We start from the raw sequence: 17,839 nt of genomic DNA, 5'->3' as shown, positions 1-17,839 counted from the left end.
GGCTAATGGTCACTAGCTGAACTGAATTCAGGAGGGTGCGTGTCCATCTCCTTCGAGATCGACGAGAGAGCGGCCGTCATCGCGCGGCGCACCGCGCGGTTCGTACGGGATGTGGCGATCCCCGAGGAACAGGCGTGCGACGGGAACATTCACGCCGGCCCTGAACCGCTGCGCCGCCGCCTTCAGGACGCCGCTCGCGCGGCAGGGGTGTTCGCCCCGCACGTCGGTGCCGAGTGGGGCGGCCTCGGGCTCGATCTGTGCGGGCAGGCGGTGGTGTTCGAAGAGGCCGGGTACTCGTTGCTGGGGCCGCTCGCGCTCAACTGTGCGGCGCCCGACGAGGGCAACATGCATCTGCTCGACGTCGTCGCCACCGAGGAGCAGAAGGAGCAGTTCCTCCGCCCCCTGGCAGCGGGCGAGGCGCGTTCGTGCTTCGCGATGACCGAGCCTGCTCCCGGTGCCGGATCCGATCCCCGTGCGCTCGCCACGACCGCCACGAGGATCGACGGCGGCTGGCGGATCGACGGCCGCAAGTGGTTCATCAGCGGCGCGGACGGGGCGGCCTTCGCCATCTGCATGGCCCGCACCAGCGGCACGGCCGGGGACGCGGGCGGCGCGACGATGTTCCTCGTCCAGGGCGAGAACCCGGGCATGAAGATCGTCCGGAACATCGACACCCTGGACCAGGGCCTGTTCGGCGGGCACAGCGAGGTGGTGTTCGAGAACTGCGAGGTAGCCGACAGCGCCGTCCTCGGCGAGGTCGACAAGGGCTTCGCGTATGCGCAGGTGCGCCTCGGACCCGCGCGGATGACCCACTGCATGCGCTGGCTCGGAGTGGCGCGGCGTGCGCAGGACATCGCCCTCGAGCGTGCGGCGGACCGCTCGGCCTTCGGACGGCCGCTGGCCGAACTCGGCATGGTGCAGCAGTTGTTGGCCGACTCCGAGATCGACATCGAGACCAGCCGAGCGGTGCTGTGGCGTGCCTGCTGGGAGCTGGACCAGGGCCGCTCGGCCGCCCAGCACACCTCTATCGCCAAGACGTACGTGTCCGAGGCGGTGAACCGGGTGGTCGACCGGGCGGTGCAGGTGTGCGGCGCGCTCGGCATCTCGGGCGATGCCCCGCTGTCGCGCCTGTACCGGGAGGTGCGTCCGTTCCGTATCTACGACGGGCCTTCCGAGACGCACCGCTGGGCCATCGCCAAGCGCGCGGTGCGGGCGGCCCGGGAGCGGCGGGCCGAGCGGTGAGCGCCTCCGATGCGACCGTGCTCGGCGTCGAACTACCGGCGCTGCAGCGCTACTTCGAGGCCCACGTCCCAGGATGCGCGGGACCGCTCCGGGTCGAGCCGCTGCACGGAGGGCGTTCCAATCTGACGTACCGCGTCAGTGACGGGACGCACCGGTGGGTGTTGCGGCGGCCACCGCTCGGCGTCCTGACACCGACCGCCCACGACATGCACCGCGAATACCGCGTCGTCGCCGCCCTCTCCGGCACCGGGGTGCCGGTCGCCGACGCCGTCCTCTCGTGCCGGGACCCGGACGTGATAGGAGCGCCGTTCTGCGTCGTCGCGTTCGTGGAGGGGACGGTGCTGCGCGACGGCGACGAGGCCGCCGCGCTGGCGCACTCCGACGCTCAACATGCGGCCGAAGCACTCGTCGACGCCCTGGTGGCGCTGCACTCGGTCGACGCCAGCGCCATCGGGCTCGGCGACTTCGGCCGTCCCGAAGGCTATCTGGAGCGGCAGGTGCGCCGGTGGCGCGGGCAGTGGGACAAGGTCGCCACCCGGGCACTGCCCGACCTCGACGCCCTGAACACGCGGCTCGCCCGCGCCCTGCCCGCGAGCGGCGCACCGGCGATCGTGCACGGCGACTACCGTCTGGATAACACCCTCCTGGCACCCGGTGACTTCGGGCGGATCGCGGCGATCGTGGACTGGGAGATGGCCACGCTCGGTGATCCTCTCGCCGACCTCGGCATGCTGCTCATGTACTGGGACCCGGCCTGCGAGCCGGTCCTGGGGGCGCGTCACGTCCCGACCGCCAATCCCGGTTTCCCCGCCGGGCGCGAACTGGCCGAACGGTACGCAGCGGCATCCGGCCGGGACATCACCTGCCTGCCCTACTACCAGGCTCTCGCCTGTTTCAAGCTCGCCGTGATCGCCGAGGGCATCCACGCCCGCTTCCTCGCGGGACAGACGGTGGGCACCGGCTTCGAGCACGTCGGCTCCGCGGTCCCGGCGCTCCTTCGCTCGGGGCTGCGACTCCTGCCGTGACCACCGCACATCACCGCATCGCCGCACCACGAACGAAGGAGAACCCCGTGTCCGACCGACTGTCCGCAACCATCGCCCTGGTCACCGGTGCGACCGGCGGGATAGGTGATGCCGTTTCGCGCAGGCTCGCCGCCGAGGGGGCCACGGTGGTGGTCACCGACGTGGACGCCGACCGCTGTGCGGAGCTCGCCAAGGAGCTGACCGCCGACGGAGCGCGGGCGCTCGGCATCGCCCTCGACGTCAGTGACGAGGATGCCTGGCGTGACGCGATCGAGCGGGTGGTCGCCGACCTCGGCGGTCTGTCGCTGCTCGTCAACAACGCGGGCATCGCCGAGATGCGGACCGTGGAGACCGAGACCCAGGAATCCTGGGACAAGGTCATCGCGGTCACCCAGGGCGGCGTCTGGCTCGGAATGAAGCACGCCGGGCCCGCGATCGAGCGCTCAGGAGGCGGCTCCATCGTCAACATCGCGTCGATCTTCGGGACGGTCGGCGGCTTCGGCAGTCAGTTCTCTTACCACGCCGCGAAGGGAGCCGTACGCCTGATGACGAAGAACGCCGCACTCCACTGGGCGACGCGCGGCGTCCGCGTCAACTCCGTCCACCCCGGCTTCATCGAGACGCCCCTCTCACGTGAACTGTGGCGCGGCACGCCCCGGCACACCGCGATGCTCGAGGGCACCCCGATGGGACGCCTCGGCCGGCCCGACGAGGTCGCGGGGGCCGTGGCGTTCCTCGCTTCGGACGACTCCAGTTTCGTCACCGGCTCCGAGCTGTACGTGGACGGCGGCTGGACCGCCCGCTGACAGGCGAGGACACGCAAAGGAAGGGGAGGGCTCGGCAACTGCCGCGCCCTCCCTGCCTCTTGTCCCGATCCCGATCCCGATCCCGTACGGCGTCACCGCACGCGCGTGTACTGGTCCACCCCGTCCTTGTGCACCAGGGTGACCCGCCCGCGCAGCACGAGGACGTCGAGGTGCGCCGCCGTCTCGTTGACCGCGAGCATCTGGTTGAACGCGCCGAGCTCGCCGAACGGCACCTCCCGGCGCGTCCAGCCCAGTTCGCGCGCCACCGCGTGTGCGTCCAGCGTGCGCTCCCCCAGCGCCTTCAGGCTCTGGGAGAGGCGGTTGTCGTGGTGCGTGAGCAGCTCGGCGACCCGGGTGTGCGAGCTGCTCGACACCGGGCCGTGCGCGGGCAGCAGACGCGTGTCGGCGTACCGGGTCATCAGCCGCAGCGAGTCCAGGTAGTCGGCGAGCGGACGGCCACCGGGCTCGGCGAGCTCGAAGCCGATGGACGGGGTGATGTGCGGCAGGACGTGGTCCCCGGAGAACAGCAACCCGCGCTGTTCGTCGAGGAAGACCACATGTCCTTTGGTGTGTCCGGGAGTTGGCACGACGTGCAGCTCGCGGTCGCCGAACCGGAGAGTCTCAGCGCCGAGCCACTGGTCGGGCGCCTCCCACACGCGTGGGTCGTAGCCGCCGTGGTCCATCTCCTGTACAAGGTCGGCCAGTTCGCCCGCACCAGCCCTGCGCAGCGTCTCCAGCGAGCCTGCCGGTACGTCGCTGCGCAGCCGGTGGAGTATCTCCATGCCCGGCCGTTCGCCTGCTCCCAAGTACACGCGCGAGCCGAGGAGTCGGCGCAGCTCCACCGCGTTCGTGTAGTGGTCGCTGTGAATGTGGGTGACCAGGATGTGGCTGATGTCGCCGAGGTCCCGGCCGATGGCCGCCATCGCCTCCTCCAGCGCCTTGCGCGCCTCGGGGATCGCCCAGCCTCCGTCGATCATGACGATGCCGTCGTCGTCCGCCAGGTTCTCCAGCAGATAGACGTTGACGGCGTGCAGGCCGTCGTTGGGCAGCGGCAGGGGGACACGGTGCACCCCGGGCTGCACGGTCTGGATTCCGGCTTCGGCCCACGGGCCTTGGTCGAACCGCTTTGTCATGACTCTCCTTCGCTGTCGCTCGCTGAACCGCCCTGGTCCGTCGTGGTGCGGGCCGCACCCTGCTGCCGCACGCAGGTCGCACGCAGCCGATGGGCAAGTTCGCGGGCCCCGGACCTGTCCAGCTTGCCCACCTTCGTCTGGGGCAACTCTTCGATGTCGTAGACGAATTCGGGCCATTTGGTCTTGGCGAGGCCGACGCTCTCCAGATGCCCCGTCACCTCCGCCAGGTCCATTCCGGCGCCGTCCTCGGTGACGACGAGCAGCGCGATGCGTTCGCCGAGCACCTCGTCCGGGACGGCGGCGACGCAGGCTCTGGCCACGCGCGGGTAGGCGGCGACGGCCCGCTCGATCTCGGTGATGTCGATGTTCCGGCCGCCGCGGATGATGATGTCCTTCTCGCGGCCCATGATGGCCACGGTGCCGTCCTCGTACGTCATCAGCAGGTCCCCGGTGGGGAAGTAGCCGTCCTGCGTGAGGCCGGGCGGTTCGACGGCGCCGTCACGGGCGTAGCCGAGGAAGAGGGAGGGACCGCGGACCTGCGCCCGCCCTGTCACGCCAGGAACCGCCGCCCCGCCGTCCGGGGTGAGCGCGCGCAGTTCCGTACCGGGGAAGGGCCGGCCGTCCCTGCCGAGCCGGATCTCCTCGGGGTCGTCGGGGCTCGGCGAGGTGTGGCCCAGACACTCGGACATGCCGAAGACGCGGAGGATCTTCGTACCCAGGGACTGTTCGGCGCGGGCGAGCGCGCCCCGGTCCATCGGGCCGCCGCCCACGGTGATCGCGCGCACTCCCCCGAGGGCACCGGAGCCCGCTGCCGCCGCGCCCATCTGGAGCGCCATGGTCGGTACGCACATGGTCCAGCGGACGGCGGCGTCCGCCATGCGCCGCAGGGCGGCGGCCGGGTCCCACCGCTCCGTCAGGACGAGCGGCCCGCCGAGGAGAAGGGACAGGTGGACGCCGAAACAGTACGCGGCCGTCGACGACAGCGGCACGATCGCGGCCACCGCGTCCCCGCGGTGCAGTCCGTTGATCTCGATGGTGCTCGCGCCCGCGTAGCGCAGGGCGGCCTCGGACTGCACCACGCCCTTGGGGCGGCCGGTCGAGCCGGAGGTCAGTCCGATGAGCACCCCGCCCGCCCAGCGCGACACGTCGTGCGGCCCGGGTGCGGACCGGCAGGCCCAGCCGTCGAGGACCTGGCCCGCCCCGCTCTCCGGCAGCAGCCCGGTCACTCCCCATTCGTGCATCGCCGACGGCTCGGCCACGACGGCGTCCGGGCGGATGTCCGCGAAGGCCGCGGCGAACTCGGCGCGTGTGGTGTGCCGGTTGACCACCGCGAGGACCCCGCCGGTGAGGCCCACGGCGAGTGTGCCGGCGATGGTGCGCCATGAGTTGTCGGCCTGGAGCATGACGGTGCCGCCGGCCCCGTCGGGGAACATCACCTCCGCGAGCCGGGTCGCCTCGGTCAGCAGTTCGCGCGCCGCATGAGGACCCGCGTCGTCAATGACGGCGACGAAGTCCCCCTGCTCTGACTTGTGTTGGAACTCCTGCGCTACCTGTCGCATCCCGCTTCCTCGCTACGCTTTACGGAACTCCGTGACCATCTCAGTGCGGCGCTATCAGCCGGTGAACATCTCCGCCTCGTTGCCCATCACCGCGATACGGCGGCCCTTCATGTCTCCCACCTGTGCGACCGCATCGGCCCACTCCTTGCTCGCCAGGGCCTTCTTCAGGTCCTCGGGCGAGTCGAAGCTGAGCACCGATAGCCCGTCCCAGCCCTCGGAGCGCGGCTCCAGAGCCCTGTCGATCTCCGTGTGCCGCCAGGCGCGGAGTCCTGGCAGGCGGTAGGTCAGTTCCGCGTGGTCGCCGCGCCACCATGCGATGAACCGCTCGTGCGTCCATTCCGGTGGCCGGGCTGCCAGCAGGACGAGGTTGTACATAACTGCCCTCCGTGGATTGCAAGTTGAGGGGAGACGCGTAGTCAGGGGAAGTGAATCTCGGACGATCGGCCGATCAGCAGGCGCTGCAGCCGGTTGTTGTCGTCCACGCGTCCGGCCGCGACGAAGCTGGCCTCGGGCGCGCCGTCGCGGCGCACCTCGCCGAGGAAGAGCTCGTCCTGTCCGAGGGTGGTCGCGGACAGGAGATGGTGAGTGCGCGTGCCCCGTTCGCGCTGTTCGAGGTAGCCGACCAGCGCGGCGCGGTCCCCGGCGAAGTCGGTCGCCCGGCCGTCACCGGTGGAGAACAGGATGGAGAGGGAGAAGTCGTCGCTGACCAGGTCGAGGATCCGGTCCGGTTCGTCGCTGTCGAGGATCTCGAACCACGCGGTCAGGAAAGGTGCGGGAGCGGCTGCGGGGGCGGTGGCTGTGGACGCCTCGGTCATCTCTGCCATGTCGGCTTCCTTCGGCTCGGTGCGGCATAGCCTGCCGTGGGTGCCCGGACGCACTCACTCCGGCAGGTCGATGAGGTCGTATGTCGTGGTGAAGTACGACTGGTAGCGGGCCATGCGCCCCTCGGGCGTGACGACGGCCGCCGACAGGAAGGACCCGACGCTCTTCCCCGACTCGGTCACCACTCCGTACACGGTCTCCAGGTCGCCGTCGGAGCTGTGCCGGAGGATCCTGTGCTCCCTCGCGACGGCGTTGCGGCCCGCGATGTAGGCGGCGAAATCCTCCTTGGACCGTCCGGTGGCCTCGCCGCCCGGCAGGGCGATGAGGAAGCGGAAGTCCGGTTCGAGGAGTTCGAGCGCCCGCTCGGGGTGGTCGCTGTCCATCCGCGCCATGTAGGCGGGCAACACGCTGGCCATGAGGGTCCTTTCGCTGCGGGGTGCGGATGCAGGGTGGGAGGTGAGGGGGAGGGGGGCAGGGATGTCAGTCGCGTACAGGAGGCGTGAAGAAGTCGCCCTGCGACTCCCAACGACCGTCCCTGACGACGACCTTCTGTACGTCACGGGTGCCGAGGTGTCGGCCGACGCCGAAGTCGAGAACCGGAGCCACTCCCGTGTCGACGTGGCGTGCGTTCTTGTAGGCCTTGGTCAGCGACTCGCTGGTGACGGGCCCGTCGATGGTCTTCGCGACCTCGACGAACGCCTTCGCCGCGGCCCAGCCCCACAGGGTGATGAAGTCGGCCGGGTGCCCCCGCTCGTACTTCGCCATCGCCGCGCGGAACTCCTTGATGTCCGGGTCGTCGTCATTCGGCGACTTGACCAGTTGCAGCGCCTTGAGCCCGTCGGCCGCCTTGCCCGCCAGCGTCAGCGTGGCCTGTGCCGCCACGGGCGCGTAGCCGTACGCAGGGGCTTCGAGCCGCTGCAGCTTCGCTTCCTTGAGGTACGACGCGGTCTCGGCGGCGGTGAGGATCAGCACGACGGCGTCAGGCTCGGCGGCCTTGACCTTGCTGATCACCGGGCTGTAGTCGGTGGTCTGGTACTTCACCGAAAGACGTTTCACCCGCACCGACGGATCGGTCTTGCGGGCCGCGGGCTCTATCTCCTTGCCCACGTTCACGAACGCCGCCGGATCGCTGTGCACGACGACCACTCTCTTCGCTCCGTCACGCACCACCCACTCCCCGAGGGCGGCTGCCTGGTCCTCGTACAGCGTCTGCAGACCGAACAGGCCGTCGCGGGCCGGCTCGTACCAGGACGCGTCGCCGCCCAGCGTGTTGAGGACCGGCACCTTCGACTGCTGGAGCACGAAGGGGAACGTGGCCTGGGTCTGGGAGGTGCCGTTGGTCGCGACGATCGCCACGACCCCCTCCTGGTCGACGAGCCGACGGGCGATCTGGACGGTCTGCTGCGGGTCGTTGGCGTTGTCCTTGACGACCCAGTCGATCTTGCGCCCGTTGATCCCTCCCCGTGCGTTGACCGACTTGAAGTACGCGTCGGCGCCGGCCCTTTCAGGGATTCCGAACGAGGCAAGGGGGCCGGTGAGCGGGAACCACGCGCCGATCTTGATGACCTTGTCGCCCCCCGCCGACGGACCTCCGGTGCTGCACGCGTTCGCCACCAGGGCAAGCATCGCGGCGAGTGCGGCGATGAGCGTGCGTGTCGTACGTGGTCGCATGCCCCTCCTCAGATCAACCTGAGTCAAGTTCAGTTCAGTTGATACGGATGCTAATCCCGGAGAAACACGCCTGGCAATGGCCGGTCACGTCCCGATCGCCATCGGACAGCACAAGGCCCCCTGACGGTTGTCCGTCAGGGGGCCTTGGCGAAGGGGAGAAGGGAGAAAGGAGAAGGGGGGAAGGGGCGGGTCAGCGCGTCGGCCGCGCGAGCGCCGTACGCGTCAGCTGGCGACCATGCGCACGCAGGCGCCCTCGATCAGCTCGCTGATCTCCGGCAGCGGGGTCGGGCCTGACGGCCGGTACCACCGCCACACGCTGACGATCAGACCGAGCACACCCGCTCCGAGCAACTGGGCGTCCCGCAGCGGGAACGCACCCTGCGACATCCCCTTCACCAGCAAGTTCGTCCAGTCCCGCTCGACGACCTGGACCAGCTGGCGGGCCGCCACGCGCTCGGCCTCCTCGCGCTTGGACCGGCGGGATCCGGAGAGCAGGTCCATGTGGTTCTGCAGGATGCGCATCTGCAGGACCTCCTGCTCCGAGACCTCGTAGGCCGCGCGCACCGCCGCCCGAAGCGCCTCGACCGGCTCCTCCACGTCCTTGGTCGCCTCGGCGAACCGTTCGTGCGAGCGCTCCAGTTCGAGCCGCATGATGGTGAGCAGGCAGTGCGCCTTCGACTCGAAGTAGTGGTAGAGCGCGGTCTGTCCGATGCCTACCCGCTCGGCCACGGTGGACCACTTGGTGGCCTCGAAGCCGACCTCGCCGAAGCAGTCCACGGCGGCCGTGAGAATGGCGGCGCGCTTGGAGCGCGGCCCCGCCTCCGGTTCAACGATCCTCGTCATTGCATCTCTCCTGGCCGTCACCTGCCGTGGTCGTACCCGAGAGTAAACCCAACTTGAACTCAGTTGCCAACCGACGGCTCCCCCCCCCACCCCCCACGGATCACCCGCGCTCGAGCACGGTGGCGTTCGCCATGCCGCCGCCCTCGCACATCGTCTGCAGACCATAGCGGCCGCCGGTCCTGCGCAACTGGTGGACGAGCGTGGTCATGAGCCGGGCGCCCGTGGCCCCCAGCGGGTGCCCGAGCGCGATCGCGCCTCCGAAGGCGTTGACGCGCTCCGGATCGGCGCCGGTCTCCTTCTGCCAGGCGAGTACGACGGAGGCGAAGGCCTCGTTGATCTCGATCAGATCGATCCGGTCGAGGCCGAGACCGGCCTTGTCCAGGACCTGCTCGGTGGCGGGGATCGGTCCGGTCAGCATGTGGATCGGGTCGGAGCCGGTCACGGCCATGCTGTGCACCCGCGCGAGCGGGGTCAGGCCGTGGCGGCGTACCGCCTCCCCGGAGGCGATGAGGAGGGCGGCGGCGCCGTCGGAGATCTGGCTGGCGACGGCGGCGGTCAGCCTGCCGGCCTCGGTGAGGCTCTTCAGGCCCGCCATCTTCGCGAGCGTCGTGTCGGCGCGCGGCCCCTCGTCGGCAGCGAGCCCGAAGGCCGGGACGATCTCCTCGTCGAAGGCGCCATCGGCCTGTGCGGCAAGGGCCCGCTGATGGCTGGTGAGCGCGAACCGCTCCATGTCCTCGCGGGTGACGCCCCACTTCTCCGCGATCAGCTCGGCACCGCGGAACTGCGATACCTCCTGGTCCCCGAACTGTTCGCGCCAGCCCTCGCCCGCGAAGGGACTGCCGAAGCCCGCCTGCTCACCGACGAACATGGGGCTGGCGATGGGCACCAGGCTCATCACCTCCACCCCGCCTGCCACCACCAGATCGGCGGCGCCGGATCCCACGGCCTGCGCGGCGAAGTGGACGGCCTGCTGGGACGAGCCGCACTGCCGGTCGATGGTGGTGCCGGGCACGTGCTGGGGCAGGCCCGCCGACAGCCAGGAGGTGCGGGCCAGGTTTCCGGTCTGCGCGCCGATCTGGCTGACACATCCGAAGTACACGTCGTCGACCGCGCCGGGGTCGACGCCGGTACGTTCAAGGAGGGCACGCAGCACATGTGCGCCGAGGTCGGCGGGGTGCACGCCGCTGAGCGTGCCCTTGCGGCGGCCGACGGGGGTACGGACGGCTCCGACGATGAAAGCTTCCGATGCCCTCGATACTTTCGATGTTGTCGATGTGTTCGACACGGCGGGCTCCATGGGTTCGGTGTGAGCGGGTCAGTGCTGGGGCGCGACACGCGGGAATTCGGGCGCCCGCTTGCCGAGGAAGGCGGCAACGCCCTCGCGTCCCTCGTCGCCGCGGGCGGCGGTGGCGAGCGAGCGGGCCTCGCGGTCCAGGTGCGGGCCGAGGTCGGAGGTCAGGCCCGCTGCGACGAGGCGACGGGTCGCCCCGAAGGCCGCGGTGGGTCCGCGACGCAGGGCGTCGGCCGTGCGCGACGCCTCCGCGGCCAGTTCGCCGGGGGCGACGGTGCGGCTCACGAGGCCGATCGCCTCGGCTTGTGACGCCGTTGTCCGACGGTTCGTCAGGAGCAGCTCCAGGGCCCGCTTGGGCCCGACGAGACGCGGCAGGAACCAGCTCACTCCGGCGTCGGGCGAGTAGCCGATCCCGGTGTACGCGGCGGTGAACGAGGCGTTGTCGGCGGCGAGCGTCACATCGGCGGCCGCCGCGAGGCCGATGCCCGCACCGGCGACGGCCCCTTGCACGGCGGCCACCATGGGCGCGTCGAGCCGGGCGAACGTACGCAGGGCCTCGTGCAGCGCGTCCGTGACCGCGTAGATGTGCTTCTCCAGCGCGTCGCCGCTCAGCCTGGAGAACTCCGCGAGGTCGCCGCCGACGCAGAAGGACTTCCCCTCGGCGGTGAGGAGTACGGCCCGTACGCCCTCCTGCGCGCAGGCCCGGGCCGCGTCCTGGAGCCCGCGCGCCATCTCCAGGTCGATGGCGTTGCCCGCGTCGCCCCGGCGCAGGGTGATCTGTGCCAGGCCGTCCTCGCGTATCTCGATGCCGACCCTCGTCGTGCCGACCCTCATCGCGCCGTCCATCCGCCGTCGACGGTGAGGACCTGCCCGGTGCAGTACGTGGAGGCGTCCGAGGCGAGGAAGAGCAGCGCGCCGTCGAGCTCTTCTCCGTCGCCGCCCCGGCGCAGCAGCGTGTTGCGCTCGACCCAGCGGCGCGAACGCTCGTCGCCGAAGAGCTCAGCGGTCATCTCGGTGCGGAACCAGCCGGGCGCGAGCGCGTTGACGCGAGTCCCTGCGCTGCCCCACTGTCCGGCCAACTCCCTTGTCAGGCCGATCAGTCCGGCCTTGGACGCGGAGTAGCTCGCGCCACCCAGCGGGGCGCCCGATACGAGTCCGAGGATGGAGGAGACGTTGATGATGCTCTTGCCCGTATCGGTGGCGGGAGCCTCGGCGGTGAGCCGGGCGAGGTGGAAGGGCGCGGTGAGGTTGACGCCGAGTACGTCCGCGAAGGCGTCCGGGGTCTCGTCCTCGGCACGCGTCTCGCCGGACATGGCCGCGTTGTTGACCAGGATGTCGAGACGCCCCGTGGCGGTGAGCGCCGCATCGGCGAGACGCGTCCGGTCGGCCTCCAGCGAGACATCACACGCGACCGGGTGGATCCGTGCGTCGGAGCCGGCGAGCTCCTTCAGGCGGTCGGCCCGGCGGGCCGCGGCGAACACGGTGGCACCGGCCTGCGCGAGGACGGTGGCGAAACGCGCGCCGAGGCCTGCGGACGCCCCGGTGACGACGGCTGTCCTGCCTTCGAGCGAGAACAGTTCGGCGGCGGTTCGTGGCGTGCTCACTCGTCCACCCCGGTCTCGTCCACGCCGATGGGCAGGGCGGTGGCGCCGCCGTCGAGCACCAGCGTCTGGCCGGTCATCCACGAGGAGGCGTCGGACGCCAGGAACAGCGCCGCGTTCGCCACGTCCTCCACAGTGCCGAGGCGCCGCAGGGGCAGCTTGGCGGTGAGGACGGGCTCGCGGACCTCCCACACCGCTCGCGCAAGCTCCGTCTTGACAAGGCCGGGCGCGATGGCGTTCACCCGGGCCCGTGGCCCGAGTTCGTAGGCGAGCTGCCGCGTCATGTGCAGCATGGCCGCCTTGGTGGCGTTGTAGTAACCGATGTGCGGGTCGACGATAAGACCGCCGACGGAGGCGATGTTGATGACCGCTCCCCCGCGTTCGGCCATCCAGGCCCGCCAGGCGGCCCGGGTCCAGGCGATCATGCCGTACTGGTTGACGCGTACGGTCTTCTCCGCGCGCGGCAGGTCCAGGTCGAGCAGATCACCGTTGTACGGGTTGGTCGCCGCGTTGTTGACCAGGATGTCGAGACGCCCGAAGCGCGTCATGGTCTCGTCGACACAGGCTTCGGCCTGGTCGAGTTCGCCGGCGTTGGCGACGACTGTGTGCACATCGCCGTCGCTCTTGACCCGCAGCAGTTGCTCGCGCGCCTCGGCGAGGCCGGGGGCCTTTCGGGCGGCGATCACGACGTGTGCGCCGGCCGCCCGGTAGGCGGTGGCGATTCCGAGGCCGATGCCGCGCGAACCGCCGGTGATGACGGCGACCTTGCCGTCGAGGGTGTCGGTGCTCACGCGGCCCCTGCCTTCGTATCGGTCTTCGCTTCTGTCTTCGTGTCGGTCTTCTGGTACTTGGCGAGTTCCTGACGGGCGACGGTCCGCAGATGCACTTCGTCCGGGCCGTCGGCGATACGCAGCGCGCGTGTGATCGCGTACAGCCGGGCCAGTACGGTGTCGTCGCTGACCCCTGCCGCGCCGTGCGCCTGCACCGACCGGTCGACGACCTTGTGGGCGACGTCGAGCGCCGCCACCTTGATCGCGGCGACCTCCATCCGGGCGGCCGCGTTGCCGACGGTGTCCATCAGCCACGCCGACTTCAGTACGAGCAGGCGTAGTTGCTCGATCTCGATGCGGCTGTGGGCGATCCACTCGCGGACCACGCCCCGGTCGGCGAGCGGCCCGCCGAAGGCGACGCGTTCGGTCGTGCGCTCGCACATGAGCTGGAGGGCGCGCTCGGCGAAGCCCACGGCGCGCATCGCGTAGTGCATGCGTCCAGGGCCCAGACGCCCCTGGGCGAGGGCGAAGCCCTCCCCTTCCCCGACGAGGATGTGATCCACCGGCACGCGGACGTTCTCGAAGAGGACCTCGCCGTGTCCGCACCGGTCGGTGTATCCGAACATGGGCAGGTCCCGTACGACGGTGACGCCCGGGGTGTCACGGGGGACGAGCAGCATGCTCTGCTGCCGGTAGGTGGGCGCGCCGGGGTCGGTCTTGCCCATCAGGATGATGAGCTCGCAGTCCGGGTCGAGGATCCCGGAGGTGTACCACTTGCGGCCGTTGACCACGTAGTGGTCACCATCGCGGGTGATGCGCGTCTGTATGTTGCGCGCGTCGGAGCTCGCGACCTCGGGTTCGGTCATCGCGAAGCACGAGCGGATCTCCGCCTCCAACAGCGGCTTCAGCCAGCGCTCTTGCTGCTCGGGGGTGCCGTACAGCGCGAGCAGTTCCATGTTGCCGGTGTCGGGCGCCGAGCAGTTGAACACCTCGGGGCCGATGATCGAGCGTCCTGCCAGCTCCATCAGTGGCGCGTACTCCAGGTTGGTGAGCCCGGCGCCCCAGTCGCCGTGGGCCATGAAGAGGTTCCACAGGCCCTCGGCGCGGGCCTTCTCCTTCAGCTCGGTCATCACCGGCGGCAGTGCGTGCGGGTCGTCCGCCTCGGCGAGCTGCCGGTCGTACACCGCTTCCGCTGGAAGGACGTACTGCTCCATGAACGACCGCATACGGTCCTGGAGTTCACTCGCGCGCGGCGAGAATCCGAAATCCACGAGGGCTCCTGATGTGGTTCTGGGGTCAGCCGAGGATGTCGCGCGCGGTGCGGATCATCGCGGCGATGGTGGGCGGCAGTCGCTCCTGGTCCGGGTCGTGGTGCTTGCCCTCGCGGTGCCGACGCAGGTTGTGGCCCATGATCGCGGCCATCTTCATGCGGCCGAGGGCGCGGAACCAGTCCATGGCGGGCAGCGCGGGCCTGCCGTCGAGGTAGGCGTCGAGCAGGTCAGGGTCGGTGGGCAGGCCGGGCACCGCGCGGCCGAGTTCGGGGAAGTTGCGGTGGTCGGCGAAGAGCAGGAACCAGCCGAGGTCGATGCGCGGGTCGCCGACGCTCCAGATCTCCCAGTCGACGACGGCGACCGCGCGCTCCTGGACGCACAGCACGTTGCCGAGCCGGAAGTCGCCGTGCAGCAGCACCGGCGGGAGGCCGTCGGGCACTTCGCCGCCGAGGCGCTCCAGCAACTCCGTTCCTCCCGGCCGCAGTTCAGCTGGGACCGCGTGCAGAGTGCGGCTCCAGCGCGCCAGCTCACCGGCCGCGTCGAGCGGTGCGGGCGCGTCGAGCCCGGGAGCGTCGGCATCGGTGTCGTGCAGCCGTCGGAGCACGGAGGCGATCTCCAGCATCCGGGCCCGCGCCGTCGCCTCCGGGATCTCAGCCTTGTCCAGTACCGGCTCCACCGCGTCCCCGTCCGCGAAGTCCATGGCGAACCAAGCGGGTTGGGCCTCGTCGACAACAGCGAGACCCGGCACCGGTACGGCGGATCCGGCGAGCGCGGCGAGCACCCGCGCCTGACGCAGCACGTCATTGCGGCCGATGGGCCGCTGTCCCGCCGGCACGGCCTTGACGACATACTTCGCGTCCCCTGCCGTCACCGAGTACGTCAGTCCGGAGTGACCTCCCGGCAGGACCTTCAACTCCCCGACGGACGCCCCCGGATGCAGGCCCGCGAGTCCGGCGCGGACCCGCCCCGCCAGTTCCGTCTCCTGGGTCGCCGTGCTCATCGGGCGGGCTCCTTGGGCAGGCCGAGCACGCGCTCGGCGAGGATGTTGTGCTGGATCTCGTCGGTGCCGCCCGCGATGCTGTAGCCGGGCGCGCCGAGGAGGTGCTCGGTCCAGGCGTACGTGCCCCACTCCCCCGTGTCGGCGACCAGGCGGGGGCCGAGCAGTTCGGAGACGAGGTCGCTGGTGCGCCGCATGGTCTCGGTGGCGTACAGCTTGCCGACCGAGGCTTCCGCGCCGGGTTCGCGCCCTGCGGCGAGGGCGCCGGTCACGCGCAGCCCGATGAGCCGCTGCACCAGTGCTCGTACGTAGAGGTCGGCGGCCTGCTGCCGTTCGCCGCCGGTGAGCGGGCGGGGCAGGTGCCCGGCCAGTTCGAGGGCCCGGTCGGCGTTGTCAAGGCCGAGGTTGCCGGAGTCGAGGCGTTCGGCGGCAAGGACGCTGAGGGTGACCCGCCAGCCCTCGCCGACCGGTCCGAGCCGGTCGGAGTCGGGGACGACCACGCCGTCGAGGTAGACCTCGTTGAAACTGGCGCCGCCGGTCATCTGCCGGATGGGCCGTACGGTCACGCCTGGCGTGTCCATGCGGACCAGGAAGACGGTGATGCCCGCGTGCTTGCGCACCTCGGGGTCGGAACGGCACACGGCTACGCCCCAGGTCGCGACGGTGGCGCCCGAGGTCCACACCTTGTGGCCCTGGAGCACCCAGTGGTCACCGTCGCGCTCCGCCCTCGTACGGACCCCGGCGAGGTCGGAGCCCGCCTCGGTCTCGGAGAAGAGCTGGCAGGCCAGTTCGTCGGTGCGCAGCAGGGGCGGCAGCCAGCGGCGCTTCTGCTCATCGGTGCCCCAGATGCCGATCGCGGGGGCGACGAGCTGCTGTGTCACCGGGAAGATCTCGGTGCGGCGCGGCACGTCGAAGGCGGCTTCCTCCGCGCGGTAGAGCTGCTCGTAGTACCCGGGCAGGCCTCGCCCGCCGTACTCCGCGGGCCAGTTGAGCGCTCCCCAGCCCTGCTCGTGGCGCACGCGCTCCCACTCCTGGGTGCGGGCGGTGTGCGCGCGCTCCTGTTCGTCGGACCAGTTCTCGAACACGGCGACGGAGTCGGAGCCGCTGCCCCACTCTTCGTCGGCGGGGCGTCGTGGTGCGGCCGTCTCGAGCCAGCGCCGGGCCTCGGTGCGGAACTCCTCGGGTTCCGGGATGCCGTTCATCTCTTCGTGCACCTCCATTCAAACCGGAAAGCTCAGCCGGACAACTCAGTCCGACAACTCAGTTGGACAACTCAGCGGGTAAGCACCGTGCAGGCGCTCACGCCCGGCGCGCCGTACACATGGGTGAAGCCGATCCGGGGCGCGCCCGGGACCTGGCGGTCGCCTGCCCTGTCGCGCAGTTGCTGGACGATCTCGTAGACCTGGCGCAGGCCTGATGCGCCGATGGGTTCGCCGTTGGCGATGCAGCCGCCGTCGGTGTTGACCGGCAGCGCGCCGCCGATCTCCGTGGCGCCGGAGGCGATCAGGTGCTCCTGCTCGCCGTCCTCGCACAGCCCGCACTCGGCCATGTGCATGACCTCGGCGCCGCTCTCGGTGTCCTGAAGCTGGCACACGTCGATGTCCGCGGGATCGATCCCCGCCTCCTCGAAGGCGGCGGCCGCGGCGGCACTGCTGACGCTGGTCGGTTCACCCGCGGCGATCCAGGGGCTGAACACCTCGAAGGAGCCGTAGCGCCGGGTCCGTACGGCCGCCGAGCGCAGGGCGACCGACGGGCCCTGAAGGGTGCGGGCGACCTCGGGCGAGCAGAGCACAAGGGCTGCCGCGCCCGCTCCCGGGGAGCAGAACATGAAGCGGGTCAGCGGGTCGCTGACCATGCCGGATTCGAGGACTTCGGCGGCGGACACCGGCTCCCGGCGCCACGCCTCGGGGGTGAGACCGCCGTTGCGGTACGCCTTCTCGGCCACGAGCGCGAGCGTCTGCGGGGTGATCCCGTGATCGTGCATATAGCGCCGGATCTTCATGCCGAAGAACTGCGTGGTGACCATCAGCCCGTCGCTGCCGTACTCCTCACCGAGGCCCCAGTCCTCGGGCCGCGGGTCGAAGGCGCCGCGCGGGTGTTTGTCGAAGCCCACCGCGAGAACGACGTCCGCCGAGCCGGAGCGGATCGCGTTCACGGCGGAGACCAGCGCGCTGCCCCCGGTGGCGCAGCCGTTCTTGACATTGATGAACGGCAGTCCGGTCAGGCCGAGTTGGGACACCAGGGTGTCGGCGAGCCCGGCACTGTCGCTGCCGCCGAACGCGGCCCGCACCCGCGACCACTCGATCCCGGCGTCCGCGAGCGCGGCATGGACCGCGCTCACGGCCAACTGCCGGCCGCTCGCCTCCGACCGGCCGAACGCGGTCCGTGCGGCACCGCAGATCAGCACGTCGGCGCTCATGAGCCCTCCTTGCCTGTCGTCGTGGGCCTGGCCCTCGGCACGCCGTCACCGGCGGTCACCGTGAGCGGCATGCCGATCCGGATGCCGTCGGGATCGTCGATGTCGTCGACGTCCAGTACGGCCGCCACCCGCACGCCCACGTCGAGCTCGACGTAGCCGACCGCGAACGGCTCGAAGCCGCCGGACGGGGCCTGGTAGGGCGGGGACTTGGGTGCGTACCGCTGCACCGTCCAGGTCCACAGCGTGCCCGCGCCGCCGAGGAGCGCCCGCTCGGCAGGACCTCCACAGCGCGGGCACGTCTCGTCCGCGGGGTAGACCGCAACCGAGCAGCCGCGGCAGCGTGCGCCCTGGAGCCCGGCGGCCGGACTCCGCGGAACCGTGGTCATCCG

At 70.7% G+C, this 17,839-nt stretch carries 19 protein-coding genes; 3 read left to right on the top strand and 16 right to left on the bottom strand.

All coding sequences use genetic code 11. The annotated features are described in order from the left end of the window. Positions 1-39: 39 nt before the first annotated feature. From ACWFRJ_RS03020 to ACWFRJ_RS03010, 3 genes are read left to right on the top strand one after another with little or no spacing between them, the layout of a single operon-like run. Positions 40-1,242: an acyl-CoA dehydrogenase family protein gene (locus ACWFRJ_RS03020; protein ID WP_453524418.1), complete on the top strand. Its 1,203-nt coding sequence runs from the start codon at positions 40-42 to the stop codon at positions 1,240-1,242. Then, entirely contained in the window at positions 1,239-2,267 is a 1,029-nt protein-coding gene (locus ACWFRJ_RS03015; protein ID WP_453524417.1) for a phosphotransferase family protein, read from the top strand. Before ACWFRJ_RS03020 ends, ACWFRJ_RS03015 begins: the two co-directional genes overlap by 4 nt. Before the next feature lie 47 nt (positions 2,268-2,314). Next, positions 2,315-3,073 carry an SDR family NAD(P)-dependent oxidoreductase gene (locus tag ACWFRJ_RS03010; RefSeq protein ID WP_453524416.1) on the top strand — a complete coding sequence of 253 codons (759 nt, stop codon included), beginning with the start codon at positions 2,315-2,317 and terminating at the stop codon, positions 3,071-3,073. Between the two features lie 92 nt (positions 3,074-3,165). Here the strand turns inward: ACWFRJ_RS03010 and ACWFRJ_RS03005 are convergent, their stop codons facing one another. From ACWFRJ_RS03005 to ACWFRJ_RS02930, 16 genes are all read right to left on the bottom strand, one after another. Continuing rightward, entirely contained in the window at positions 3,166-4,206 is a 1,041-nt protein-coding gene (locus tag ACWFRJ_RS03005) for an MBL fold metallo-hydrolase (protein ID WP_453524415.1), read from the bottom strand. Further along, a complete protein-coding gene (locus ACWFRJ_RS03000) occupies positions 4,203-5,765 on the bottom strand; it encodes a class I adenylate-forming enzyme family protein (protein ID WP_453524414.1) in 1,563 nt (520 codons plus the stop codon). The genes ACWFRJ_RS03005 and ACWFRJ_RS03000 overlap by 4 nt, the downstream gene beginning before the upstream one ends. 54 nt (positions 5,766-5,819) lie before the next feature. Then, positions 5,820-6,140: an EthD family reductase gene (locus ACWFRJ_RS02995; RefSeq protein ID WP_453524413.1), complete on the bottom strand. Its 321-nt coding sequence runs from the start codon at positions 6,138-6,140 to the stop codon at positions 5,820-5,822. Between the two features lie 41 nt (positions 6,141-6,181). Then, positions 6,182-6,589 carry a hypothetical protein gene (locus tag ACWFRJ_RS02990; RefSeq protein ID WP_453524412.1) on the bottom strand — a complete coding sequence of 136 codons (408 nt, stop codon included), beginning with the start codon at positions 6,587-6,589 and terminating at the stop codon, positions 6,182-6,184. Between the two features lie 54 nt (positions 6,590-6,643). Continuing rightward, positions 6,644-7,003, bottom strand: coding sequence for a nuclear transport factor 2 family protein (locus ACWFRJ_RS02985; RefSeq protein WP_453524411.1), 360 nt, complete (start codon positions 7,001-7,003; stop codon positions 6,644-6,646). A 64-nt stretch (positions 7,004-7,067) separates the two neighbouring features. Next, entirely contained in the window at positions 7,068-8,258 is a 1,191-nt protein-coding gene (locus ACWFRJ_RS02980; protein ID WP_453524410.1) for an ABC transporter substrate-binding protein, read from the bottom strand. A 222-nt stretch (positions 8,259-8,480) separates the two neighbouring features. Next, a complete protein-coding gene (locus tag ACWFRJ_RS02975; protein WP_453524409.1) occupies positions 8,481-9,101 on the bottom strand; it encodes a TetR/AcrR family transcriptional regulator in 621 nt (206 codons plus the stop codon). A 100-nt stretch (positions 9,102-9,201) separates the two neighbouring features. Beyond that, the gene (locus ACWFRJ_RS02970) at positions 9,202-10,386 is read right to left on the bottom strand and encodes an acetyl-CoA C-acetyltransferase (protein ID WP_453524408.1); all 1,185 of its coding nucleotides are present in this window, start codon (positions 10,384-10,386) and stop codon (positions 9,202-9,204) included. A 30-nt stretch (positions 10,387-10,416) separates the two neighbouring features. Beyond that, a complete protein-coding gene (locus tag ACWFRJ_RS02965) occupies positions 10,417-11,226 on the bottom strand; it encodes an enoyl-CoA hydratase-related protein (RefSeq protein WP_453524407.1) in 810 nt (269 codons plus the stop codon). After that, on the bottom strand, positions 11,223-11,996 hold the full coding sequence (locus tag ACWFRJ_RS02960; protein WP_453524406.1) for an SDR family NAD(P)-dependent oxidoreductase: 774 nt from the start codon (positions 11,994-11,996) through the stop codon (positions 11,223-11,225). The genes ACWFRJ_RS02965 and ACWFRJ_RS02960 overlap by 4 nt, the downstream gene beginning before the upstream one ends. Further along, a complete protein-coding gene (locus ACWFRJ_RS02955) occupies positions 11,993-12,784 on the bottom strand; it encodes an SDR family oxidoreductase (protein WP_453524405.1) in 792 nt (263 codons plus the stop codon). The genes ACWFRJ_RS02960 and ACWFRJ_RS02955 overlap by 4 nt, the downstream gene beginning before the upstream one ends. Further along, entirely contained in the window at positions 12,781-14,034 is a 1,254-nt protein-coding gene (locus tag ACWFRJ_RS02950) for an acyl-CoA dehydrogenase family protein (protein WP_453524404.1), read from the bottom strand. The genes ACWFRJ_RS02955 and ACWFRJ_RS02950 overlap by 4 nt, the downstream gene beginning before the upstream one ends. A 25-nt stretch (positions 14,035-14,059) precedes the next feature. After that, a complete protein-coding gene (locus ACWFRJ_RS02945; RefSeq protein WP_453524403.1) occupies positions 14,060-15,034 on the bottom strand; it encodes a phosphotransferase family protein in 975 nt (324 codons plus the stop codon). Next, the gene (locus ACWFRJ_RS02940; protein ID WP_453524402.1) at positions 15,031-16,233 is read right to left on the bottom strand and encodes an acyl-CoA dehydrogenase family protein; all 1,203 of its coding nucleotides are present in this window, start codon (positions 16,231-16,233) and stop codon (positions 15,031-15,033) included. Before ACWFRJ_RS02940 ends, ACWFRJ_RS02945 begins: the two co-directional genes overlap by 4 nt. Positions 16,234-16,304: 71 nt before the next feature. Next, entirely contained in the window at positions 16,305-17,450 is a 1,146-nt protein-coding gene (locus tag ACWFRJ_RS02935) for a thiolase family protein (protein ID WP_453524401.1), read from the bottom strand. Further along, positions 17,447-17,836: a Zn-ribbon domain-containing OB-fold protein gene (locus tag ACWFRJ_RS02930; RefSeq protein WP_453524400.1), complete on the bottom strand. Its 390-nt coding sequence runs from the start codon at positions 17,834-17,836 to the stop codon at positions 17,447-17,449. The genes ACWFRJ_RS02935 and ACWFRJ_RS02930 overlap by 4 nt, the downstream gene beginning before the upstream one ends. Positions 17,837-17,839 lie beyond the last annotated feature (3 nt).

This window comes from Streptomyces sp. NPDC055239 (assembly GCF_053606205.1).
Note: the sequence above shows the minus strand (reverse complement) of the source record. Positions and strands in the feature narration are given on the sequence as shown.